This is a genomic window from Metabacillus sp. B2-18 (genome assembly GCF_021117275.1).
Classification (GTDB): Bacteria; Bacillota; Bacilli; order Bacillales; family Bacillaceae; genus Metabacillus.
On record NZ_CP088245.1, the window covers coordinates 1,861,751 to 1,885,597 of the forward strand.

The window sequence follows — 23,847 nt, forward strand, 5'->3', positions numbered from 1 at the left end:
ATAACGTTCATTAACGTGGAAGGATGCAATAAAAAGGCGCTTTTAAATTTTTGATAGAATTAGAAAGAAGGAACTAAACGAAATAATTAGAAATACGATTAAGTAGCTTGGATAAATGAAACGTTCAGGAATTTTCACCTTTTTTAATAAGCTCCATACTGCTATACCAAGGATAGCAAAAATGAAGGAATGCCTTACAGCTTTTAACTGATTCAATAGTTCTTTACTTGGCTTGTACATAAAAATATGAGCGATACTGAGACAAAATAGATAAAAACCAATGAAGACTAAACAAATATTAGCCACGATCTCCCACATAACAATCCTCCTTACACCTTCTATTAAATAGTACAAGTTTATGTATATGATTTTGCTTTTATGATTTATTATAAGAATTTAAGATATTGAATAAAAATTATTAATCCGATAAGTAAACTCGGGTTGACATTTGTTATAATTGTGTTAAAATTTTGAATCAAATAGCATATTATCATAGTAGGTGTGAGTAAGAAAATGCTGGGACAGTAATAGTAACGCTTTTTATACGATCACAAAGTTTAAAATTTTAATAAAAATAATCTAGTAAATGTATTGTCAAATCACAGATAAGGTGTATAATTCATACTATATTAATAGGTTTTACACTTAATCCCGAGTATTAATGTGTGAATAAACGGGATTCTAATTCCGAGTTGAGTAGTATGAGAGAAAGAGGTGAATCGTATGTTAACATATGAAAACTGGACAGAACAAACTGATTCATTTGAAGTTGATGAAACGTATAAAGGTGCACTTAATGTTTTAAATTGGGCATATGACCATTACGGTGAAGAGGTTGTATATGCTTGTAGCTTTGGAATTGAGGGGATCGTTCTAATTGACTTAATTTCTAAAGTGAAACCAGATGCTAAGATCGTTTTCCTTGATACAGATGTACATTTTAAGGAAACGTATGAATTAATTGATAAGGTAAAAGAAAAATATCCATCATTAAATATTGAATTAAAAAAGCCAAAATTAACACTTGAAGAACAAGCTGAGCAATATGGTGATAAATTATGGGAAACAAACCCTAATCAATGCTGTAACATCCGCAAAATTGTTCCTCTAACTGAAACATTAAATGGTGCAACAGCATGGATTTCAGGTTTAAGACGAGAACAGTCTGAAACAAGAAAGAATGTAAATTATATTAATAAGGACGAACGCTTTCATTCAGTAAAGGTTTGCCCGCTTATTCATTGGACGTGGAAGGATGTTTGGAGATACGTTCATAAAAATGACTTAATCTATAACCCTCTTCATGATAGAGGATATCCAAGTATCGGTTGTTTTCATTGTACAAAGCCTGCCTTTGATGAAAATGATTTAAGATCAGGTAGATGGTCAGGGCAAATGAAAACAGAATGTGGCCTCCACCAATAGGAGGATATAATCATGTTAGAAATCATTGCCATCATTATTAGCTTCTTTTTTGCAATGAACATTGGGGCGAGCGGTGCAGCTGCCTCAATGGGGGTTGCATATGGCTCAGGAGCGATTTTACGACCGAGAAATGCGCTTATATTATGTGGGATAGGGGTCATATTAGGAGCTGTTATTGGCGGTGGAGAAGTTGTCAAAACAATAAGTTCTGGAATCATTCCATCATCGCTTATATCGATAAAAATGGTTGTTATTATCCTCTTTTCAGCTACTTTTTCCTTATTCTTGTCCAATCTTTTAGGAATACCACTTTCTACAAGTGAGGTAACGGTGGGATCTGTAGTTGGTGTTGGTATAGCGTACCAAGCCTTATATGTTAATAATTTACTCTATATCATTATGTTTTGGATTATTGTTCCGATCGTTGCGTTTGCCATTGCCTTTCTTTTTATAAAAATCCTTCATTCCTTTAAGCTGACTCAAAAGTATAGCTTTGAAGGAAAGGTGATAACATATTTACTTATATTTGCTGGTTTCTTTGAAGCATTTTCAGCGGGGATGAATAACGTGGCAAATGCTGTTGGACCACTTGTAAGTGCTGGTATTCTAACGGTTTCAAAAGGAACATTAATTGGAGGAGTGTTTGTTGCTCTAGGTGCTCTTCTTTTAGGGAGACGTGTTTTAGAGACAAACGGTAAGAAAATAACGAGCTTCTCAAAAATTGAAGGTGTCTTGATTTCTGGTACTGGTGCTACGCTTGTTATTGTAGCTTCCATCTTTGGTATACCTGTGCCTCTTACTCAAATTACGACCTCGTCGATTTTAGGAATTGGTATTGCAAAATCTGGGTCAAACATCTTTCAACAAAAAATCGTAAAAAATATGCTTATGGTATGGTTAATTTCTCCACTTGTGTCACTAACGATGAGTTACTTCTTAGTGCAGTTGTTTATAGAAAGTGATTTATATACAATTTTTGTATTAGCAAGTCTTTTGCTAGCTACAATTGGCGCAAACACTTTAATGAAAGCAAGCAAACAAGAAAAGCGTGCTGTACACGAAGAAGGTGGAGGAATATAACTATTATTCCTATTAAACTGATTGGATTTCTGTAAGAATCAATCAGTTTAATAATTTTGGTCTATTACATTTTAATTGGAGGAAATGAAAATGAGCTTACTTCCACATGGAGGAACATTAATTCAAAAATTATCACTAGGAACAGATGTATCACATATTGAGAAAGAAATTGAACTAGATGCAATCTCTCTAAGTGATCTTGAACTAATTTCTATAGGTGGTTACAGCCCAATTGAAGGGTTCTTAACTCAAGAAGATTATGAGTCTGTAGTAGAGAATATGAAACTGAAAAATGGTGTGGTATGGAGTATCCCTATTACATTACCAGTATCAGAAGAGAAGGCATCTACTTTAGCAGTTGGTGACGAAGTTCGCCTTGTGCTTGATGAAGTTACATATGGCACAATTAAGGTTTCGGATATCTATACTCCTGATAAACAAAAAGAGGCAGTTAATGTTTATCGTACAGATGATCTTGCACATCCTGGTGTTAAGAAAATGTTCGAACGTGGTAATGTTTATGTTGGAGGAGAGGTAACATTAGTTCATCGCCCGGAAAAGAAATTTGCAGATTTCTATCTTGATCCTAAAGAATCAAGAGCTAAATTCGAAGAACTAAATTGGAAGACAATCGTAGGCTTCCAAACACGTAATCCTGTTCACCGTGCTCATGAATATATCCAGAAAACAGCATTAGAAACTGTAGATGGTTTATTCTTAAATCCATTAGTAGGGGAAACAAAATCTGATGATATTCCAGCACATATTCGTATGGAAAGCTATCAGGTTTTATTAAAAAACTATTATCCTTCAGATCGTGTACATTTAGCTGTATTCCCAGCTGCTATGCGATATGCTGGACCGCGTGAAGCGATTTTCCATGCCTTAGTTCGTAAGAATTATGGTTGTACACATTTTATTGTTGGTAGAGACCATGCTGGTGTAGGCGATTATTATGGAACTTATGATGCACAACTTATCTTTTCTAATTTTACTGCAGATGAATTAGGAATTACACCAATGTTCTTTGAGCATAGTTTCTATTGCATAAAATGTGAAGGTATGGCTTCATCAAAAACATGCCCACATGGTAAAGAAGACCGAGTTATTTTATCAGGTACAAAAGTACGTGAAATGCTTCGTAATGGTGAATTACCTCCTAGCACATTCAGCCGCAAAGAGGTTGTAGAAGTTTTAATTAGAGGTATGAAAGAAACGGTAAATGCATAAGGAGGTAGGAACAATGGCTGCAAATAACATTGTGTGGCATGATGCATCTGTCACAAAAGAAGAGAGAAGAAAGAAAAATAATTACGGAAGCTATGTTTTATGGTTTACTGGTCTTTCAGGGTCGGGTAAATCAACCCTTGCAAATGCCCTTGCAAGATACTTGTTTGAAAATAATATTCAAACCTATGTGTTAGATGGGGACAATATCCGTCATGGCTTAAATAAAGATTTAGGTTTTACTGATGAAGATCGCAAAGAAAATATTCGCCGAATTGGTGAGGTGTCAAAGCTGTTTGTTGATAGTGGGCAAATTGTGTTAACAGCGTTTATTTCACCATTCCGGGAAGATCGCCAGCAAGTAAAGGACATTCTTTCGGAAAATGAATTCTTCGAAGTATATGTAAAGTGTTCGTTAGATGAATGTGAAGTACGTGACCCTAAGGGATTATATAAAAAGGCAAGAAACAATGAAATTAAACATTTCACTGGTATTGATTCACCATATGAGGAACCTGAAAACCCTGCTATAATAGTTGACACAGAAACCCAAGACATAGAACAATCTGTTAAACAAATCGTAAGTTTCCTTGTTGAAAAAGGATTCATTCAAGAAAATAAATAGTGGTCGAAGTAATAGCAATTGGTGAATTCCAATTGCTATTACTTTCATTTGATGATATCTAATACCTTACAATACGCAACTAGAAAAGGGGGGAGAATGCATGGCGAAGGTTTTTTTAGTGGGAGCAGGCCCTGGAGATGAAGATTTGCTTACAATTAAGGCATTAAAATGTATTCAAAAATCAGATGTTATTCTTTATGATCGTTTAGTTAATAAAGAAATTTTAAAACATGCTAAAGAAAATTGTGAGCTTGTTTATTGTGGGAAGCTACCTAACTATCATACAATGAAACAAGAAACGATTAATACTTTTCTTGTTAAATATGCTAAAAGTGGAAAAATCGTTACAAGGCTTAAAGGTGGCGATCCGTTTATTTTCGGTCGGGGAGGAGAAGAAGCTGAAGCCCTAGCTAAACATCATATCCCCTATGAAATCATTCCTGGGATCACTTCAGGTGTTGCCGCAGCAGCATATGCAGGAATTCCAGTAACACATCGGGATTTAAGCGGTAGTGTTGCTTTTGTTACTGGTCATCGAAGAGACGGTATTGATGAGGATACGAAATGGGAATCCCTTGCGAAAGGAATTGATACATTAGCTATTTATATGGGTGTTAGCAATTTACCTTATATTCAGGAACAACTAATGAAGCATGGGAAAAATTCTCAAACACCGGTTGCGGTTATACACTGGGGGACTACTAATGTTCAACGCACGGTCACAGGGACATTAGAAAACATTTATCAACGTGTGTTACAAGAAAAAATAACAAACCCTAGCATGATTATTGTAGGTGAGGTTGTTTCTTTAAGAGAAAAATTAAGTTGGTATGAAGAAGTAATTGCAAAAAATGCACAAAGTGAGGCTCTATTACTATGAAACAAGCTGTTTTATATGTTTGTCATGGAAGTCGAGTACCAAAAGCTCGTGAAGAAGCCATTGAATTTATTTCAAAGGTTAAACCAAGAATAAATGCAAAAGTCCAGGAAGTGTGTTTTTTGGAGCTAGCCGAGCCCTCTATTGAGGAAGGATTTAAAAATTGTGTTAGTCAAGGTGCGACAGACATCGCCGTGATTCCTTTACTTTTATTAACTGCTGCTCACGCTAAAAGTGATATTCCAGAAGAAGTTAAGCATGTTTCATCGCTTTTTCCATCAGTTCGTGTTACCTATGGAAAACCAATTGGTGTTGATCTACGTTTAGCGGAAATGCTGGTTGATAAAATGAATGAAAAATCACCAACTGATAGCTCCAGAACGGCAATCCTTGTCGGAAGAGGAAGCAGCGACATGGATGTAGTAAATGACTTGAACCAAATTGCAGATTTTCTCCAGAATAAATCAGGTGTTAAAAAGGTACATACTTGCTTTTTAACAGCTGCTGAGCCTAAATTTAGTCAAATGATTGAAGATGTTTTCAATTCAGATGAACAATCTCTTTTCATCATTCCTTATTTAATATTTACCGGATTGTTAAAGAAGGAAATTGATCATACTGTTAAACAATATAATTGGGGAGATCGAAAGGTTGAGGTATGTTCGTATTTAGGCCCTCACCCGATTTTACTTGATCTATTTGTTGAACGTGTTCATGAAGCTATAGAAAATACTGATGGTTTGTATACCTTTCATAAAGGAAAACAACATGCTCCCACTTCATATTGATGTAAAAGATCGTTTGGTTCTAATCATTGGTGGCGGGAAAATTGCGTACAGAAGATTATCTTTATTTCTTGAGGAAGGGGCAGAAATTACGGTTGTGAGTCCTGATGTTGTGAAAGAAATAGAGAATCTACATGACGAGAACCTTTTAAATTGGGTGAAAAAAGAAGTTGAACTTAGTGATTTGGAAAATGCACATATCATTATTGCAGCAACTGAGCATCCTTCTATAAACGAATGGGTAGCAGAAAATGCAAACAAGTTTCAGCTGGTTAATGTAGTAAGCAATGTAGATAAAGGAAACTTCCTTGTTCCAAAGTCTGTTAAAAGGGGAAGACTTTCCCTATCAGTATCTACTAATGGTGCAAGCCCAAAGCTTGCAAAAGAAATTTGTGAAAACTTGTCTAATCAATTTGATGACGAGTTTATCGAAAAGCTTGATCACCTCTACGAACAGAGATTAAAGAAAAAGCAGAGAAAATAAAAGGGAATGTACTCGGTTTAAGTAAAATGTACCCTATAGAGTAGACACTTAAAAAAAGTGCTCTCTCTATAGGGTGCTTTTTTGTATAATGTAAGCATCACAACTACAGACATAACTTGGAGACGGAGAATCATGAGTAAAAAGCTATTTACAGAAAAAGAAATCAAACTATTATCTAAAAACCCATATGTGAAATCGGTCAGTTCAAAGGGAATTACTTACTCGGATGAGTTTAAACAACATTTTGTATCTGAATTCAGTAAGGGGAAGCTTTCAAGACAAATCTTTGAAGAAGCTGGATTTGATGTTGAAATTATTGGCATGCAAAGAATTAAATCTTCTTCAGAGCGTTGGAGAAACACTTATAAAACTGAAGGCTTGTTGGGGCTTAAAGACACTAGGAAAAATAATTCTGGAAGACCGCGAGTAAAAGAACTGTCCCTTGAGGAGAAGTATGCAAGATTAGAAGCTAAGATGAATCTTGTAAAGGCAGAAAATGAACTCCTAAAAAAGATTCGTATGTTAGAAAGGGGGCTGAAGAAGTAAGGCTTCCTTCTAGTCAGAGGTACATTCTTATTCGTGAGGTTATTGAAAAATACAACCTAAAACACATGGTGAAATTCCTTTGTGACGTTGCCGGGGTGTCACGAAGTGGTTACTATAATTATTTCTCAGCTAAGTCCGAAGAACAAAGGAAACGTCAGGAAGTGAGGGATGAAGAAGCTAAAGCATTAATTTTAAAAGCCTTCCACTTTAAAGGTCGAAAGAAAGGGGCACGCCAAATTAAGATGACATTGGCGGGTCAATTTCAGTGTGTCTTTAATTTGAAACGTGTTCGCAGAATTATGAAGAAATACAATATTTTCTGTCCTATTAGAAAAGCTAACCCATATAAAAGAATGATGAAGGCAACCCAAGAACATCGCGTTGTGCCAAACATATTAAACCGCCAATTTAAGCAAGGGATTCCATATAACGTACTTCTTACTGACATCACTTATATGCATTACCATAATGGCCAAAGAGCTTATTTATCAGTAATTAAAGATGGATCAACAGGTGAAATTCTAGCTTATCATCTATCGGATCGTATCACCATGGAGTTAGCTACAAACACCTTGCACAAGTTAAAGAAGAACCGAAACTATAAGAAAGCTAAAGACGCTCTCATTCATTCAGATCAAGGAACTCACTACACCCATCCAGGATTCCAAAAGCTTGTGAAGAAAATGGGATTACGGCAATCTATGTCTAGACGGGGAAACTGTTGGGATAACGCACCAATAGAATCATTCTTTGGCCACCTTAAAGACGAAGCAAATATTAAGCCATGTAAAACTTTGGACGAACTAAAACGCGAAATAGACAAATACATCACTTACTATAACCATCATAGATATCAATGGAACCTAAAAAAGATGACCCCTGTAAAATACAGAGATCATCTTCTTCAGGCTGCTTAATGCCTTTTTTTAAAACTGTCCTTTACAAAGGGTACATTTTAAAGAGTCATTCCCTTTTATTATTATATAATCTCACTAGCTATAGAGGGGCTGTCTTCAGTAGGTTTTCGTTTTTTTTCCTGAACAATAAATACTGCTACTAATACGAAGAATATACCGATATATTGCCATAGGCTAAGCATTTCCTTAAAGACGAAAAAGCCAACAAGAGAGGCCACTACTGGTTCTACAGTAGCCATGATGGAAGCGCGACTTGATTCAACCGTTTCAAGACCTTTCGTATATAGTAAAAAAGCAAATAAAGTTGAAAATAAGCCAAGTCCTAAAATGGAAAGCCAAACATCGGATCTTGATAATAAATACCCCATCTCCCATATCCCACTTACCGGTGTAATTGCGAGTGCTGCAAAGATAAATGTATAAACTGTAACCGTTAATGAAGAATATTTTTGAAGTGCAAACTTACCGAAAATACTGTATAAGGCATAGAAAAATCCTGAACCTAACCCAAGTATTAATCCATAAATCGAAACCGATTGACTTGTGGATGGAAACAGACCAATGACTAATGTACAACCCAAAAAAGTAATGAAAAGTGCAGAAATTTTTCGCAATGTTAGGGCTTCTTTAAAAAATAATCTTGAAAAAATCGTAACAAACGCGGGAGCGGTATATAATAGAATGCTTGCTACAGAAATGGACGTTTCCTTCATACATTGAAACAAACACCAGTTAAAAAAAACAATACTAATAATACCGGTTCCGATAAAATATTTACTATCTGAAAATTTGATTTTTAAGGCTTTTTTATTTTTAATAAGAATAAAAATGAGCAAAAATGAAGACGCGGATAATGCACGAATTGCCACTACATGAGTTGGGGTAAATCCAGCTTCATAGAGATAGGTAACAAAAAGTCCTATCAATCCCCATAGTGCTGCCCCTGAAAGTATAGATAGATAGGCTATATTTTTTTTCAAAATGTTCCCTTCCTCTCGTTAAATAATGCAAATCTAATCTTATCAAAATCAAGAGTGAATTTGTATAATTTTACAAAATACATATCTAATTGATAGTCATAGAAAAAAGAGCATTGAATAGATCAACGCTCTTTTCAACTATTACCCCTTACGAAGTTGAAATACTAAATCTTCGTTTGGAGTTACATAAACAGTTTGTTGATGATCATAAATTACATAACCAGGCTTAGAGCCACTTGGTTTTTTTACATGGCGAATGGCAGTGAAATCAACAGGGACAGAGCTGGAGCTTTTAGCTTTACTAAAGTATGCAGCGATATTGGCAGCTTCCAGTATTGTCTCTTCTGATGGATTACTGCTTCGTATCACAACATGTGACCCAGGGATGTCTTTGGTGTGTAACCAGATGTCATCACGGGCAGCAAATCTGTTTGTTAAATACTCATTTTGTTTATTGTTTTTACCGACAATGATTTCAGTACCATCTGAAGAAGAGTAATGCTCAAGAACGGGCTTTTGAGATTTCTTCTTTTTTATGTTTTTAGACTGTCTTTGTTTTAAGTAGGCTCCCTCTATTAATTCCTCACGAATCTCCTCGATGTCTTTGGGTGAAGCAGACTCAATCTGTTGAATAAGGCTATCAAAATAGTCAATTTCACGTTCTGCTATTTCAATTTGCTCATGAACCACTTCCACCGAATTTTTAGCCTTTTGATATTTCGAAAAGTACTTCTGAGCATTTTCTGATGGAGTTTTTTGAACATCTAATGGAATGGTAATCATATTGTTTTCTTCATCATAGTAGTTTATCACTTCAGCCTGTTTATCACCTTTGCTTATCGCATAAATATTTGCCGTAATCAATTCCCCGTATAATTGAAATTCATTTGCTTTTTCAGCTTGATCGAGAGTAGCTGTGAGTTTTTTAATTTTCTTTTCGTTCTTTTTCTTTTCATTAACCATAAATCGCTCTAAGTCATTTCCTTGCTGTTTCACTCGATCTCGTTCAGCTTTTCCGTAATAGTACCGATCCAATGTTTCAGAGATAGTTGAAAAACTCTTTGTTTTTGCTTCTGTTAAATGAGCAAGGCGGATCATATAGAACTGCTCACGATTATCTAGTTCATATATAGTAGGTTCAAATTTATGTTCTTTTACATCCGATACTATATCTAAAAAAGCATTCGGTAGTGTTTTGCGATTTACTAACCCAGCGCGCAAGGTGACCTCTTTGGCGAATAACGGAGAAATTCCCGCAAAATTTTGTACAAGCTGTTGATCAATTCTTCCGGTATTAAAATCTAATTTTTTTAGAAGTAAATCTTCATCAGCGCTCAGAGGATTTACTTTTTCTTGGCCAGGTGGCAATACATACGGATGACCAGGTAATACCGTTCTATGGCGATTAACCGCTGGTGAAAGGTGTTTTACACTATCTAAAATCATTTCGCGATCTTTATCGACAAGTATGATATTACTATGTCTTCCCATTATTTCAACCATAAGTCTTTTTACGGTTATGTCACCAAGCTCATTTCTGCTTCTAATATCAAAGATGATGATTCTTTCCATCTCAGGTTGTTCAATCTTTTCTATGACTCCACCTTCTAAATGCTTTCTCAAAAGCATACAAAACATTGGGGGCTCACTAGGGTTTTCATAGCTCTCGTTCGTTAAATGAATTCGAGCATAACTAGGGTGAGCAGATAGGAAAAGTTTATGGTTTTTTCCAGCCGACCTTACTTGAAAAATAAGATCATATTTATAGGGCTGATGGATTTTTGTAATCTTTCCGTTTAATAATACGCTCTTTAGTTCTTCAGTAATTGCATATGTAAATAAACCATCAAAAGACATGGCACAAACTCCTTTTTGTAAACACGCAAGGTGTATAAGTAAATTCTTCTCGGTTACGATCCTCCGGTTTCGTCTTATAAGACTGTTAAATCATTTACCACAATTAACTCTAGGGTAGCAAATAATTAGTGAAACCTTTCAAATTAAATAACTTTTCTAAATGATTATAGCATGTTTTAGGACGAGGCTGAATAAGTTGTCTTATAGGCTAGACAAGTACAAGTTGAACTTTGCAATAAATGCAAAAGACTTCGAAAATTTTTTTGTTTTAAAGGGGTGTGTAGGTGATTCATGAAGTGGCATGAGATGAGATCAGATGAAGTGATGGATTCCATTAATACGGACGGAGATTCAGGATTAACAAGTAAGGAGGTACAAAAGCGAACCCAGAAGTTTGGATTAAATGAATTAAAAGAGGCTGATAGACCATCAGCTATAATTATATTTTTAAGTCAATTTAAAGATTTTATGGTTCTTGTTTTATTAGCCGCTACACTCATTTCAGGACTGTTAGGCGAATATATTGATGCTATTGCCATTATAGCCATCGTTGTTGTCAACGGCGTACTAGGCTTCTTTCAAGAAAGAAAAGCAGAACGATCATTAGAAGCATTAAAAGAATTATCTGCACCACAAGTGAATGTGTTAAGAAATGGGCAATGGGAGAAAATTTTATCGAAAGAGTTAGTGCCGGGAGATATTGTCAAGTTTTCGAGTGGTGATCGAATTGGCGCTGACATGAGATTACTAGATACGAAGAGTCTAGAAGTTGAAGAGTCTGCCCTTACAGGAGAATCACTTCCTGTCCAAAAATCAACTCAACCTATTGCAGGTGAAGAAGTTGGACTAGGTGATTTAACGAATATGGTCTTTATGGGAACTCTTATTACAAGAGGATCCGGAATTGGTGTGGTTATAGGTACCGGTATGAATACCGCAATGGGACAAATTGCAGATCTTCTGCAAAATGCAGAAACAATGGAAACACCTCTTCAACGACGTCTAGAGCAGTTAGGGAAGATTCTCATTGTTGTTGCATTAGCTTTAACAGTTCTAGTTGTTGGAATTGGTGTAATACAGGGACATGATCTTTATAATATGTTTTTAGCAGGTGTTTCATTGGCAGTTGCAGCCATTCCTGAGGGACTTCCAGCTATTGTAACAGTAGCTCTATCTCTTGGTGTTCAACGAATGATCAAACAAAAATCAATTGTTCGAAAACTTCCAGCTGTTGAAACATTAGGCTGTGCCTCTGTAATTTGTTCCGATAAAACCGGAACAATGACTCAAAACAAAATGACCGTAACACATATCTGGTCTGGTGATAAGGTTTGGAATGTAACTGGAACGGGATATCATCCACACGGTGAATTTTTATATGATGATCAACAGGTTGATGTAAATAATACAAGAACTCTTCAACAAATATTAACATTTGGTTCTTTATGTAATAGCGCTTCAATAATTGAAAGCGAGGGTCAGTATCGTTTAGACGGAGACCCGACAGATGGTGCGCTTGTTGTTTCTGCTATGAAAGCTGGAATTAAGCGTGAAACCTTACAGAAAAATTTTGAAGTTGTGGACGAATTTCCGTTTGACTCTACAAGAAAGATGATGAGTGTAGTTGTTAAGGATAAATCAGGTAATCGTTTTGTTGTCACAAAAGGTGCTCCTGATGTGTTACTAGGTGTTTCTAGTAATATATTATGGAATGAAAGACAAGAGGTTTTAAACAGCAAGTATGAAGGGAAAGTAAAACATGCAATTGAATCACTGGCTTCTCAAGCATTACGAACTATTGCTGTAGCCTTCAAGCCATTAAAATCAACTGATAAAATTAACTCAAGCTTTGAAGCAGAAAAAGACTTGGTGTTTATTGGTTTACAGGGCATGATTGATCCGCCTCGTCCTGAAGTGAAACAGGCTGTTAAAGAATGTCGTGATGCTGGAATAAAAACGGTGATGATAACAGGAGATCATGTTATAACTGCAAAAGCAATTGCTAAGCAATTAAACATTCTTCCTCATAATGGGAAAGTAATGGAAGGGAAAGAGTTATCTAATCTTTCTGTTGATGAACTAGAAACCATTGTTGATGATGTCTATGTTTTTGCACGAGTGTCACCGGAGCATAAACTGAAGATCGTAAAAGCATTACAAAATCGGGGACATATTGTTGCGATGACAGGGGATGGGGTAAACGATGCTCCAGCTATTAAAGCGGCAGATATAGGTATATCCATGGGGATTACAGGAACAGATGTTGCCAAAGAAGCTTCATCACTTGTCTTAGTAGATGACAACTTTGCCACAATTAAATCTGCGATAAAAGAAGGCCGTAATATCTATGAAAATATACGAAAGTTTATTCGCTACCTTCTCGCATCAAATGTCGGTGAAATATTGGTTATGCTATTTGCCATGATCTTAGCTCTTCCTTTACCATTAGTCCCAATTCAGATTCTTTGGGTAAATTTAGTAACAGATGGTCTGCCAGCGATGGCTCTTGGGCTAGATCAGCCTGAAGGTGATTTGATGAGACGTAAGCCTCGACACCCTAAAGAAGGTGTATTTGCTAGGGGTCTAGGTTGGAAAGTAATATCACGAGGTTTTTTAATAGGTATAGTAACCTTAGCAGCCTTCATGATTGTTTATTACAGAAATCCTGATGAGCTAGCATACGCACAAACTATAGCTTTTGCAACTTTAGTTATGGCGCAGTTGATACATGTATTTGATTGTCGAAGTGAAAAGTCTATTTTTGAGCGTAATCCTTTTGGTAATATATATTTAATCGGAGCTGTCATTTCATCAATCTTGCTTATGCTTGTTGTTATTTATTATCCGCCGCTGCAACCTATTTTCCACACATTTCCAATACTTGCGAGAGATTGGTTATTGATACTCGGATTGTCCGCAATTCCAACTTTTTTACTTGCTGGATCACTTTTAACAAGAAAATCAGCTTAGATTATGTTATAATCCTAAAGGGGGTGACCCACAAAGTCATCCCCTTTGCTTGTTGGATTATATACATGATATTTTATGATATATAGCTATCTTACTTGTTGATTTCATAATGATCTATTTTATTGGTACTGTAAGCAACTATACATACATAAAGCCTTGAACGGGTAAGACTGCCTGTAAATAAATACCTGTTATCCGAATCAATACACGTTTTAAAAAAGCTGATGGGCCAATAAGTTCGTACGAGAAAGAGATGTGATACATAGTGGTACTAAGTATGACTGGCTTTGGCCGTTCAAGTGGTCAGATACAATCCTGTCTTTTTACGGTTGAAATGAAGTCGGTTAACCACCGTTTTTTGGATATCCAAATTAAAATGCCAAAGCAATTACTAAGTATTGAAGATAAAATTAAAAAGCTTTTATCAACATACATAAGTCGGGGACGGATAGAGGTTTATATTAATCTAGAGGGTGAATTGCAGTCATCGAAAACAATTCATGTTGATTGGGGTTTGTTAGATCAGTATACTGAATCATTACAGCAAATAAAAAAACACTTCTCTATTAAGGATGATCTTTCTTTAAATCATATTCTATCCCTAGGAGAAGGTATGGACATACGTGAGGAATCATTGTCGAGCGATGAGGTTGAAGATGAATTAATTCAACTTGTCGAAGTAGCTGTAAAGCAATTAGCTGATATGAGAAAAGTAGAAGGTGAACAACTGGCTATTGATATTAATAAGCGGTTGGATTTGTTGGCTGAGATTAATGGTGACCTTCAAAAGATGGCTCCTTTAGTGGTGGACCAATACCGAGAAAGAATAAGTAAACGTGTTTCTGAATTTTTATCAGGAAAGATTGATGAAACACGTATTTTGACAGAAGTAGCCCTTTTTGCTGATAAAGTAGATATTAGCGAAGAGATTATTAGAATACATAGTCATGTTCGACAATTTAAGCAAACTCTACAAACAAAAGAACCAGTTGGTAGAAAATTGGATTTTATTGTTCAAGAGCTAAATAGAGAGGCAAACACGATTGGTTCCAAAGCAAATGATGGGACAATTGCAAAAAATGTCGTCGAATTAAAAAGTATTATTGAAAAATTGAAGGAACAAGTTCAAAATATTGAATAGGTTTAATAACCATTGATTATAAAAGGGCTTAAAAGGCAAAAATAGTTTTGTCTATAACCAGGGGGAGCATATTTATGAGCATTAAACTTATTAATATCGGTTTTGGAAACATTGTTTCCGCGAATCGAATTATTTCCATTGTTAGTCCTGAATCAGCTCCAATTAAGAGGATTATTCAAGACGCAAGAGACAGAGGTATGTTAATTGATGCAACATACGGCCGTCGGACTAGAGCAGTTGTTATTATGGATAGCGATCATATTATTCTTTCAGCTGTTCAGCCGGAAACAGTTGCTCAAAGGCTTTCAAATAAAGATGAGGTATCAGATGAAGGGTAGGGAATAGAAGCATTGATTAAAGAAAGAGGATTATTAATCGTCCTATCAGGGCCTTCAGGTGTAGGAAAAGGAACGGTTAGAAAAGAGTTATTTTCACAAGAGGATACAGCATTTGAATATTCCATTTCAATGACAACGAGAAAACCACGTGAAGGAGAAGTGGATGGAGTTGACTATTTCTTTAAATCTCGAGAGGAATTTGAAGATTTAATTACTCAAAATAAGTTGCTTGAATGGGCAGAATACGTAGGAAACTATTATGGTACACCAGTTGATTATGTAGAAAAAACATTGAGTGAGGGTAAGGATGTGTTCTTAGAAATAGAGGTGCAAGGTGCCTTACAGGTAAGAAATGCATTTCCTGAAGGACTTTTTATCTTTTTAAGTCCACCAAGCTTAAATGAGCTTAAAAACAGAATAGTTACAAGAGGTACCGAGTCAGAAGAACTTATTAACAATCGTATGAAGGTAGCAAAGGAAGAAATTATCATGATGGATGCCTATGACTATGTCGTAGAAAATGATAATGTTTTATTTGCTTGTGATCGAATAAAAGCGATTGTTACAGCAGAACATTGCCGTCGTGAACGAGTAGCACCTAGATATAAAAAAATTCTGGAGGTTGAATAATATGTTATATCCATCTATTGATGTTTTAATGAATAAATTAGATTCTAAGTACACGTTGGTAACAGTTGCAGCTAAACGTGCGCGTGAAATGCAGGAGTTAAGTGATCAACAGATCGTAAAGCCGGTTTCATATAAGTATGTTGGAAAGGCTCTTGAAGAAATTAATGCTGGACTTTTAAATTACAAACGAACTGAAAAATAATTGTTTATATGATAACAACCTAGAATTAGGTTGTTATTTTTTTCAGGGTGTAGGATATTTTTCAACCTAACAATATAAATAATAAAATGATGTGAGTAGGTGGGGGAATCATGTTATCAAGAAAAAAAATATTATTATGCGTAAGTGGAGGTATTGCTGTATATAAGGCTGCTGCATTAACTAGTAAATTAGTACAAGCTGGTGCAGAAGTAAAAGTCATTATGAGTGATTCAGCCATTGAGTTTGTCTCACCTTTAACATTTCAAGCTCTTTCAAGAAATGATGTGTATTACGACACTTTTGATGAAAAAAACTCAAAGGTTATTGCTCATATAGATCTTGCTGATTGGGCGGATCTTGTTCTTGTTGCTCCAGCGACTGCAAATATTATTGGGAAACTTGCTAATGGTATAGCAGATAATATGTTAACGACAACATTATTAGCTACCACAGCAAATGTTTGGATCGCCCCAGCAATGAATGTACATATGTACGACCATCCAGCAGTACAGAAAAATATCCAAACACTTTATGACTTTGGATACCGTTTTATTGAGCCTAGTGAAGGTTTTTTAGCTTGTGGATATGTCGGGAAAGGTAGATTAGAAGAACCGGAAAAAATAGTCTCTTTGTTAACTAATTTTTTTGAACAAAGGGAATTTGGAATACCATTAAGTGGATTTAACATAATGGTAACTGCAGGTCCAACGAGAGAAAAGGTAGATCCCGTAAGATATTTTACGAATCATTCTACAGGTAAAATGGGCTATGCAATTGCTGAGGAGGCTGCAAAGCTTGGAGCAAATGTAACTCTAATAACAGGACCGACTTCAATAACACCACCAAATGTAACAACAATTAACATTGAATCAGCTCAAGAAATGTATGAGCAAGTAATGAAACGTTATCCAAACATGGATATTGTTATTAAGTCAGCTGCTGTGGCAGATTACCGACCAATAAGCATACATGAGCAAAAGCTAAAAAAACAAAGTGAAAATTTAACAATTGAACTTGCTAAAACAACAGACATCCTTAAAGAGCTAGGACAAAAAAAATCACATCAATTGTTAGTAGGGTTTGCCGCAGAAACAAATGATCTTGATGTGTATGCCAAAAAGAAATTGGCAACTAAAAACCTTGACTTAATTGTGGCTAATAATGTCACAACGGAAGGGGCCGGGTTTGGAACAGACACAAATATTGTTACAATTTATGATAAATTCTTAAACAAAATGGAACTTCCACTTATGTCCAAAAAAGAAGTGGCTAAGAACTTACTATTAAAAGTTAAAGACATGTTAAAGGATGTTAATGGATGAAGTATGCGAGTGTAATCGTTGATGTTCCTTCAATGCAAACAGATCGGTCCTTTGATTATAAAATACCTGAAGAGTGGCAAGGCTTTTTAACACCAGGTATGCGGGTCGTTGTACCGTTTGGACCAAGAAAGATTCAAGGATTTGTAGTTGAGACAAAAGAACATTCTGATTTTAAACGTTTAAAATCGATTACTGAATGTCTGGATTTAACGCCTTGTTTAACAAAAGAGCTATTACAAGTTGGTCACTGGTTAACAGAAAAAACACTATGTTTTAAGATCTCTGCCTTTCAAGCCATGCTACCAGCCGCTATGAAAGCGAAATATGAAAAAGTGTTATCTTTAACACAAGATGAACACCTTCTTAATATTTCTGATCAATTAAAACCGTTCTTTCAAAAACAAAGTCAAGTTGATTTTAAAGAGATCGAACAAGTTGTCTCTTTAAAAACGATACAAAAAGATATTGAAAATGGGTATGTGGAGCTTATCTATAAAGTAAAACAAAAGGGAAATAAAAAAAGAATTAAAATGATTAATCTTAATGTTTCTTTTTCCGAGCTTGAAGATAAGATGAATAACATACCTGTTAACGCTAAAAAGCAATTAGAAGTGCTGCAATATTTTAAAGATAATGAAGTGAAGACTATAACTTTACAAGATTTACTAGCAGCAACGAATGTATCAGATGCCTCTGTTAAAGCATTGATTGCAAAAGAAATTTTAAGTGAAAAATATCAAGAGGTTTATCGTGACCCCTATCAAGACCGTGAATTCAAGAAAACAAATGCGCTATTATTGAATCATGAACAACAGCAAGCGATTAAGCCAATTTTATCTTCAATAGAAGAAAACGAACATCATGTATTTCTAATGTATGGGGTAACAGGAAGTGGGAAAACCGAGGTTTATCTTCAATCGATTGAAGAAGTGTTGAAAAATGGAAAAGAAGCGATCGTACTAGTTCCAGAAATTTCACTTACACCACAAATGGTAAATAGATTCAAAGGAAGATTTGGTTCAAAAGTGGCTGTTCTTCATAGTGGACTTTCAACAGGTGAAAAATATGATGAATGGAGAAAGATACAGCGTAAAGAAGTTCAATTAGTTGTAGGAGCCAGGTCGGCGATTTTTGCTCCATTTGAAAACTTAGGTATGATTATTATTGATGAAGAACATGAATCAAGTTATAAGCAAGAAGAGAATCCTCGATATCATGCTCGAGATGTTGCTATTTATCGGGCTAGAAACCACCATTGTCCGGTTGTATTAGGGAGTGCAACACCAACATTAGAATCATTTGCTCGTGCTCAAAAAGGTGTGTACAAGCTTCTTTCTTTAAAAGAGCGTGTGAATAAAAGGTCTATGCCAGCTGTTGATATTGTTGACATGAGAGAAGAATTACGAAATGGAAATCGTTCAATGTTTTCTACCTCATTAATAGAAAAGTTAACTGAAAGACTAGAAAAGGGAGAGCAATCAGTCCTATTCCTGAATAAAAGAGGTTACTCCTCGTTTGTTATGTGTCGTGACTGTGGATTTGTCATTCAATGCCCACACTGTGATATTTCCCTAACTTACCATAGATTTGGACAACAACTTAAATGTCATTATTGTGGACATGAAGAGCATATGCCAAAGGTTTGTCCGGAATGTCAAAGTGAACACATAAGATTTTTTGGAACAGGTACACAAAGAGTTGAAGAAGAATTGGTTAAAGTGTTACCAGAATCTCGGATTATCAGAATGGATGTTGATACAACTGGGAAAAAAGGTGCTCACGAAAAATTATTAACAATGTTCGGAAATAAAGAAGCGGATATTTTACTTGGTACACAAATGATTGCAAAAGGCCTTGATTTTCCAGATGTAACCTTAGTTGGAGTTCTAACTGCCGACACAATGCTGCACTTACCTGACTTCCGAGCGTCTGAAAAAACATTTCAGCTATTAACACAAGTAAGTGGGAGAGCAGGAAGACATGAGCTTCATGGTGAAGTTATCATTCAAACATATACACCAGAACATTATAGTATCCAATTAGCAAGTCAATATGATTATGATGCTTTTTATGAACAAGAGATGTTTCTTCGAAAATCACATGCATACCCACCTTATTATTACTTAACACTTATAACAATTTCTCATCCTGAAATTACAAAAGTAGTTGCTGTAACGGAAAAAATCGTTCAGTACTTAAACCGAAATTTATCGAGTACTACAAAAATCCTCGGACCAGTCGCATCACCTATCCCAAGGATCAAAGATAGATATCGATATCAATGCATGGTAAAATACAAACGGGAAAACAACTTACATGAGACTTTACGCAAAATCATTGATCACTTTCAGCAAGAAATGAGTTCAGATGATCTAGCGATTACGATAGATTTAAGTCCAAACACAATGATGTAACATTTACTTACTTAGCTATAAATAGCAATCATCAAGAATTATATATTTTAATTTTAAGGAATATCCGAATGGTTAAATTCAGAAATACTCTGTTTTTACCATTCCATACATAATTTATTTTATAAAGATCTGTAAACGTTTGGAGGAATTTTTTTGGCTGTAAAACAGATTGTTATGTTTCCGGATGAAGTATTAGAAAGGCCGTGTGACAAAGTAACAGTTTTTGATAAAAAATTAACAAAGCTCTTAGGTGATATGTACGATACCATGATAGAAAATGATGGGGTAGGTTTAGCTGCACCACAGATAGGCATTTCTCAACAAATTGCGATTGTTGATATAGATGATCACCACGGGACAATCGAGTTAATTAATCCTGAAATAATAGAGCAACGCGGGAAGCAGACAGGTCCTGAAGGATGTTTAAGCTTTCCAGGTTTATTTGGCGAAGTAAGCCGGGCAGATTATGTGAAAGTTCGTACATATAATCGTAAAGGAAAAGTGAAAGTAATCGAGGCTGAAGGGTTCCTTGCTCGTGCCATTCAACACGAAATGGATCACTTAGAAGGAATTTTATTTACATCAAAAGTAGAAAAGTATTTAGAAGAAGAAGATCTTGAAAGTGCGGAAGGATGAATGTAATGACAAAAATTGTTTTTATGGGAACACCTGATTTTTCTGTTCCGGTTTTAAGAAGACTGGTTGAAGAGGGCTATAATGTTGTAGGAGTTGTTACTCAACCTGATCGGCCAAAAGGAAGAAAGAAAACATTAACTCCTCCTCCTGTTAAAGTTGAAGCTGAGAAACATAATATTAAGGTTCTTCAACCAGAAAAAATTCGTCATGAAGTTGAAACTGTTTTGGAATTGGAACCAGATTTAATTGTAACAGCTGCTTTTGGTCAAATTTTACCTAAAGAGCTCTTAGAAGCCCCTAAACATGGATGTATTAATGTTCATGCTTCACTATTACCAGAATTAAGAGGTGGAGCACCAATTCATTATTCGATCTTACAAGGGAAAACTAAAACAGGTATTACCATCATGTATATGGCTGAAAAGCTGGATGCTGGAGATATTTTAACACAAGCTGAAGTTGAAATTGATGAAAAAGATACAGTAGGTACTCTCCATGACAAGCTTAGTGAAGTAGGAGTTAAGCTCTTAATAGATACTATTCCACCATTATTAGAAGGGAAAATAGTACCGCAAAAGCAGGATGATTCTAAAGCTACTTTTGCTTCTAATATTAAACGGGAACAAGAAATGATTGATTGGACGAAGCCTGGAGAGGAAATATATAACCAAATAAGAGGACTTAACCCATGGCCTGTTGCGTTTACTAGCTTTCAAAATCAACCACTAAAAATATGGTGGAGTGAGAAGGTCGTAAATAAAAATGAATCTACTCCAGGAACGATTATTGGATTTGACCAAGATGGGATTGTTGTTGCAACAGGAAATGATACTGCGATAAAAATAACGGAGTTACAACCTTCAGGTAAAAAAAGAATGCGTGGGGAAGATTATTTAAGAGGTACCACAATGACAGTTGGTGAGAAATTAGGCGATGAAGATGAAAAACAAAATGACCGTACGTGATGTGGCTGTTGAGACATTACTTCAAATTGAAAAAAATCAAGCATACAGTAACTTACTTTTAAATTCTATGATTAAGAAATATCAAGTGAATACAAAGGATATTTCTTTGTTAACTGAAATTGTATATGGAACTTTACAACGAAAAGATACCCTTGATTATTACTTAGAGAACTTTATAAAGAAAACAAAAAAAATCGATGCGTGGGTAAGAATTTTGCTTCGCATCTCAGTTTATCAAATGGTTTATCTAGATCGTGTACCGGAGCGAGCAATTTTTTTTGAAGCAGTAGAAATTGCTAAAAAAAGAGGACATAAGGGAATTTCTTCTTTTGTCAATGGTGTACTAAGATCGCTACAAAGAGAGGGTTTATCAGATATAAACCAGATTGCTGATCCTGTTGAAAGACTCTCGATTAAAACGAGTCACCCAAAATGGTTAGTAGAAAAGTGGATTGATCAGTATGGGTATGAAGAAACAGAAAAAATGTGTGAAGCTAATCTAACACCACCATCACAAACTGCCCGAGTAAATCAAACAAAAATGACAGTTGATGAACTAATGAAGACATTAAATCAAAATGGAGTAAGTGTAGAACATGGTGATCTAGCGGTTGATGCAATTAAAGGGACAAAAGGAAACCTTGCCTTGACTGATGCATTCTCTGAAGGTTTTTTAACGATTCAGGATGAAAGTTCAATGCTGGTTGCAAGAGCGCTGAATCCACAAATTGGTGAAACAATTTTAGATGCTTGTGCTGCGCCTGGAGGAAAGTCTACACATATAGCTGAAAGAATGGAAGGAACAGGTACTGTTCACTCATTGGATCTTCATGAGCACAAAGTAAAGCTAATTAAACAACAAGCAGAACGACTTAATTTAACAAATATTCAAGCAGAGGCTTTAGATAGTAGACTTGCAGGAGAGCGTTTTGAGAAAAATAAGTTTGACCGAATTTTAGTAGATGCGCCATGCTCGGGATTTGGTGTTATTCGAAGAAAGCCGGATATAAAATATACAAAATCTCCTGAGGATGTTCTAAAGCTTGCAGAGTTACAGAAAAATATCTTACATGCTGTTGCCCCTTTATTAAAAAGTAATGGTGTGTTAGTTTATAGTACATGTACAATTGACCGAGAAGAAAACACGGATGTTATTCAATCATTCTTAAAACATCATCCTGAGTTTGAACTTGATCAGGGTGCAATTCATCATTTTCCTGAAAACCTTCATCCATATTTTAATGGAGGAGAAGTACAACTGTTACCACATTACTTTGGAACAGACGGATTTTATATAGTATGTTTACGAAAGAAGGGTTAAAATTGGAACAAGCAAAAGCAACGAGGACTAAAAAAGACAACTTAGAGAAGAATAGCAACCCATCCATATATTCTTTAGAACTTCATGAGCTTGAAGATTGGCTAAAAGAACATGGAGAAAAATCGTTCAGAGCAAACCAGGTTTTTGAATGGCTTTACACAAAGCGTGCAACAAGCTTTGAGGATATGTCAAATCTCTCAAAGAGCTTGAGAACACTATTAAATGAGAATTTTACTTTAACAACATTAAATACTTTAATTCAACAAACATCAAAAGACGGGACAATTAAGTTTCTTTTTGAACTTCATGATGGATACTCTATTGAAACGGTTTTAATGAGACATGAATATGGCAATTCTGTATGTGTAACGACACAAGTTGGGTGTAGAATTGGATGTACATTCTGTGCTTCAACTTTAGGTGGTTTAAAAAGAAATTTAGAAGCTGGAGAAATTGTTGCTCAAGTTGTAAAAGTTCAACAAGCCCTTGACGAATTCGAAGAGCGTGTCAGTCATGTAGTTATTATGGGAATAGGTGAGCCTTTTGATAATTATGATGAAATGATGTCATTCTTAAAAATTATTAATCATGATAAAGGCTTAAATATTGGAGCCCGACACATTACAGTTTCTACTAGTGGTATTATTCCGAAAATTTATAAGTTTGCTGATGAAAAGCTGCAAATTAACTTTGCGATTTCTCTACATGCACCAAATACTGAGTTGAGAACGAAGCTAATGCCCATTAATAAAGCATACAAGCTACCAGATCTTATGGAAGCAGTAAGGTACTATGTAGATAAGACTGGACGACGTGTGAGTTTTGAATATGGATTATTTGGTGGAGAAAATGATCAGGTAGAGCATGCTGAAGAACTTGCACAATTAGTGAAAGGGTTAAAATGTCATATTAATTTAATTCCAGTTAACTATGTACCTGAAAGAAACTATGTTCGTACACCAAAAGAGCAAATCAAACTATTTGAAGATACGCTTAAAAAGCACGGTGTTAATGTGACAACTAGAAGAGAACAAGGACATGATATTGATGCAGCGTGTGGCCAACTTCGAGCTAAGGAGCGTAAAGAGGAGACGAGGTGACCATT

At 35.5% G+C, this 23,847-nt stretch carries 22 protein-coding genes; 19 read left to right on the top strand and 3 right to left on the bottom strand.

The genetic code is table 11. The features are described 5' to 3' along the window. Window positions 1–42: 42 nt before the first annotated feature. Complete coding sequence (locus tag LPC09_RS09335) at window positions 43–318, bottom strand: hypothetical protein (protein ID WP_098796230.1); 276 nt, start codon at window positions 316–318, stop codon at window positions 43–45. A 405-nt stretch (window positions 319–723) separates the two neighbouring features. Here LPC09_RS09335 and LPC09_RS09340 point away from each other — a divergent pair, with 405 nt between their 5' ends. From LPC09_RS09340 to LPC09_RS09375, 8 genes are all read left to right on the top strand, one after another. Next, window positions 724–1,425, top strand: coding sequence for a phosphoadenylyl-sulfate reductase (locus LPC09_RS09340; protein ID WP_098796231.1), 702 nt, complete (start codon window positions 724–726; stop codon window positions 1,423–1,425). Window positions 1,426–1,437: 12 nt separating this feature from the next. Next, a complete protein-coding gene (locus LPC09_RS09345) occupies window positions 1,438–2,505 on the top strand; it encodes a sulfate permease (RefSeq protein WP_098796232.1) in 1,068 nt (355 codons plus the stop codon). Window positions 2,506–2,595: 90 nt separating this feature from the next. After that, window positions 2,596–3,735 carry a sulfate adenylyltransferase gene (gene sat / locus LPC09_RS09350; RefSeq protein WP_098796233.1) on the top strand — a complete coding sequence of 380 codons (1,140 nt, stop codon included), beginning with the start codon at window positions 2,596–2,598 and terminating at the stop codon, window positions 3,733–3,735. Window positions 3,736–3,748: 13 nt separating this feature from the next. After that, entirely contained in the window at window positions 3,749–4,357 is a 609-nt protein-coding gene (cysC, locus tag LPC09_RS09355) for an adenylyl-sulfate kinase (protein ID WP_098796234.1), read from the top strand. 100 nt (window positions 4,358–4,457) lie between these two features. Further along, window positions 4,458–5,237 (top strand): uroporphyrinogen-III C-methyltransferase, encoded by a 780-nt coding sequence (gene cobA, locus LPC09_RS09360; protein ID WP_098796235.1) that lies wholly within the window; start codon window positions 4,458–4,460, stop codon window positions 5,235–5,237. Then, window positions 5,234–6,022 carry a sirohydrochlorin chelatase gene (locus LPC09_RS09365; RefSeq protein ID WP_098796236.1) on the top strand — a complete coding sequence of 263 codons (789 nt, stop codon included), beginning with the start codon at window positions 5,234–5,236 and terminating at the stop codon, window positions 6,020–6,022. Before cobA ends, LPC09_RS09365 begins: the two co-directional genes overlap by 4 nt. Then, entirely contained in the window at window positions 6,003–6,503 is a 501-nt protein-coding gene (locus tag LPC09_RS09370; protein ID WP_176551015.1) for a precorrin-2 dehydrogenase/sirohydrochlorin ferrochelatase family protein, read from the top strand. Before LPC09_RS09365 ends, LPC09_RS09370 begins: the two co-directional genes overlap by 20 nt. A 132-nt stretch (window positions 6,504–6,635) precedes the next feature. Continuing rightward, window positions 6,636–7,966 (top strand): IS3 family transposase gene (locus LPC09_RS09375; RefSeq protein WP_231307539.1). Its coding sequence is split into 2 segments (ribosomal slippage): window positions 6,636–7,008 and window positions 7,008–7,966, totalling 1,332 coding nucleotides; the frame shifts between segments, so codons are not numbered across the junction. Window positions 7,967–8,028: 62 nt separating this feature from the next. On the opposite strand, the gene LPC09_RS09380 is transcribed toward LPC09_RS09375, so the two are convergent. Both LPC09_RS09380 and LPC09_RS09385 read right to left on the bottom strand, forming a co-directional pair. Next, window positions 8,029–8,946: a DMT family transporter gene (locus LPC09_RS09380; protein WP_098796238.1), complete on the bottom strand. Its 918-nt coding sequence runs from the start codon at window positions 8,944–8,946 to the stop codon at window positions 8,029–8,031. Window positions 8,947–9,087: 141 nt separating this feature from the next. Beyond that, window positions 9,088–10,803 (bottom strand): Rqc2 family fibronectin-binding protein, encoded by a 1,716-nt coding sequence (locus tag LPC09_RS09385; protein WP_098796239.1) that lies wholly within the window; start codon window positions 10,801–10,803, stop codon window positions 9,088–9,090. 291 nt (window positions 10,804–11,094) lie between these two features. Between LPC09_RS09385 and LPC09_RS09390 the strand changes: the two genes are divergently transcribed. From LPC09_RS09390 to rlmN, 11 genes are all read left to right on the top strand, one after another. Then, window positions 11,095–13,773 (top strand): calcium-translocating P-type ATPase, SERCA-type, encoded by a 2,679-nt coding sequence (locus LPC09_RS09390; RefSeq protein WP_098796240.1) that lies wholly within the window; start codon window positions 11,095–11,097, stop codon window positions 13,771–13,773. Window positions 13,774–14,050: 277 nt separating this feature from the next. Further along, window positions 14,051–14,914 (top strand): YicC/YloC family endoribonuclease, encoded by an 864-nt coding sequence (locus LPC09_RS09395; RefSeq protein WP_231309463.1) that lies wholly within the window; start codon window positions 14,051–14,053, stop codon window positions 14,912–14,914. A gap of 74 nt (window positions 14,915–14,988) precedes the next feature. After that, window positions 14,989–15,252, top strand: coding sequence for an extracellular matrix/biofilm regulator RemA (gene remA, locus LPC09_RS09400; RefSeq protein ID WP_098796242.1), 264 nt, complete (start codon window positions 14,989–14,991; stop codon window positions 15,250–15,252). Window positions 15,253–15,267: 15 nt separating this feature from the next. Continuing rightward, entirely contained in the window at window positions 15,268–15,882 is a 615-nt protein-coding gene (gene gmk / locus LPC09_RS09405) for a guanylate kinase (RefSeq protein WP_098796374.1), read from the top strand. A gap of 1 nt (window position 15,883) precedes the next feature. Beyond that, entirely contained in the window at window positions 15,884–16,084 is a 201-nt protein-coding gene (gene rpoZ / locus LPC09_RS09410; RefSeq protein ID WP_098796243.1) for a DNA-directed RNA polymerase subunit omega, read from the top strand. 110 nt (window positions 16,085–16,194) lie between these two features. Beyond that, window positions 16,195–17,406, top strand: a complete 1,212-nt coding sequence (gene coaBC, locus LPC09_RS09415; protein ID WP_098796244.1) for a bifunctional phosphopantothenoylcysteine decarboxylase/phosphopantothenate--cysteine ligase CoaBC — start codon at window positions 16,195–16,197, stop codon at window positions 17,404–17,406. After that, on the top strand, window positions 17,403–19,820 hold the full coding sequence (gene priA / locus LPC09_RS09420) for a primosomal protein N' (protein WP_231309464.1): 2,418 nt from the start codon (window positions 17,403–17,405) through the stop codon (window positions 19,818–19,820). Before coaBC ends, priA begins: the two co-directional genes overlap by 4 nt. A 153-nt stretch (window positions 19,821–19,973) precedes the next feature. Beyond that, window positions 19,974–20,456, top strand: a complete 483-nt coding sequence (gene def / locus LPC09_RS09425; RefSeq protein WP_098796246.1) for a peptide deformylase — start codon at window positions 19,974–19,976, stop codon at window positions 20,454–20,456. 5 nt (window positions 20,457–20,461) lie between these two features. Beyond that, complete coding sequence (gene fmt, locus LPC09_RS09430; protein WP_098796247.1) at window positions 20,462–21,421, top strand: methionyl-tRNA formyltransferase; 960 nt, start codon at window positions 20,462–20,464, stop codon at window positions 21,419–21,421. Beyond that, window positions 21,390–22,742, top strand: coding sequence for a 16S rRNA (cytosine(967)-C(5))-methyltransferase RsmB (gene rsmB, locus LPC09_RS09435; RefSeq protein WP_098796248.1), 1,353 nt, complete (start codon window positions 21,390–21,392; stop codon window positions 22,740–22,742). The genes fmt and rsmB overlap by 32 nt, the downstream gene beginning before the upstream one ends. Next, window positions 22,721–23,842, top strand: a complete 1,122-nt coding sequence (rlmN, locus tag LPC09_RS09440) for a dual-specificity RNA methyltransferase RlmN (RefSeq protein ID WP_098796249.1) — start codon at window positions 22,721–22,723, stop codon at window positions 23,840–23,842. The genes rsmB and rlmN overlap by 22 nt, the downstream gene beginning before the upstream one ends. Window positions 23,843–23,847: the final 5 nt, after the last annotated feature.

Coding starts and splice junctions, on each gene's coding strand:
- LPC09_RS09335 (WP_098796230.1), bottom strand. CDS start 318: ATGTGGGAGATCGTGGCTAATATTTGTTTAGTCTTCATTGGTTTTTAT.
- LPC09_RS09340 (WP_098796231.1), top strand. CDS start 724: ATGTTAACATATGAAAACTGGACAGAACAAACTGATTCATTTGAAGTT.
- LPC09_RS09345 (WP_098796232.1), top strand. CDS start 1,438: ATGTTAGAAATCATTGCCATCATTATTAGCTTCTTTTTTGCAATGAAC.
- sat (WP_098796233.1), top strand. CDS start 2,596: ATGAGCTTACTTCCACATGGAGGAACATTAATTCAAAAATTATCACTA.
- cysC (WP_098796234.1), top strand. CDS start 3,749: ATGGCTGCAAATAACATTGTGTGGCATGATGCATCTGTCACAAAAGAA.
- cobA (WP_098796235.1), top strand. CDS start 4,458: ATGGCGAAGGTTTTTTTAGTGGGAGCAGGCCCTGGAGATGAAGATTTG.
- LPC09_RS09365 (WP_098796236.1), top strand. CDS start 5,234: ATGAAACAAGCTGTTTTATATGTTTGTCATGGAAGTCGAGTACCAAAA.
- LPC09_RS09370 (WP_176551015.1), top strand. CDS start 6,003: ATGCTCCCACTTCATATTGATGTAAAAGATCGTTTGGTTCTAATCATT.
- LPC09_RS09385 (WP_098796239.1), bottom strand. CDS start 10,803: ATGTCTTTTGATGGTTTATTTACATATGCAATTACTGAAGAACTAAAG.
- LPC09_RS09390 (WP_098796240.1), top strand. CDS start 11,095: ATGAAGTGGCATGAGATGAGATCAGATGAAGTGATGGATTCCATTAAT.
- LPC09_RS09395 (WP_231309463.1), top strand. CDS start 14,051: ATGACTGGCTTTGGCCGTTCAAGTGGTCAGATACAATCCTGTCTTTTT.
- remA (WP_098796242.1), top strand. CDS start 14,989: ATGAGCATTAAACTTATTAATATCGGTTTTGGAAACATTGTTTCCGCG.
- rpoZ (WP_098796243.1), top strand. CDS start 15,884: ATGTTATATCCATCTATTGATGTTTTAATGAATAAATTAGATTCTAAG.
- coaBC (WP_098796244.1), top strand. CDS start 16,195: ATGTTATCAAGAAAAAAAATATTATTATGCGTAAGTGGAGGTATTGCT.
- priA (WP_231309464.1), top strand. CDS start 17,403: ATGAAGTATGCGAGTGTAATCGTTGATGTTCCTTCAATGCAAACAGAT.
- fmt (WP_098796247.1), top strand. CDS start 20,462: ATGACAAAAATTGTTTTTATGGGAACACCTGATTTTTCTGTTCCGGTT.
- rsmB (WP_098796248.1), top strand. CDS start 21,390: ATGAAGATGAAAAACAAAATGACCGTACGTGATGTGGCTGTTGAGACA.
- rlmN (WP_098796249.1), top strand. CDS start 22,721: ATGTTTACGAAAGAAGGGTTAAAATTGGAACAAGCAAAAGCAACGAGG.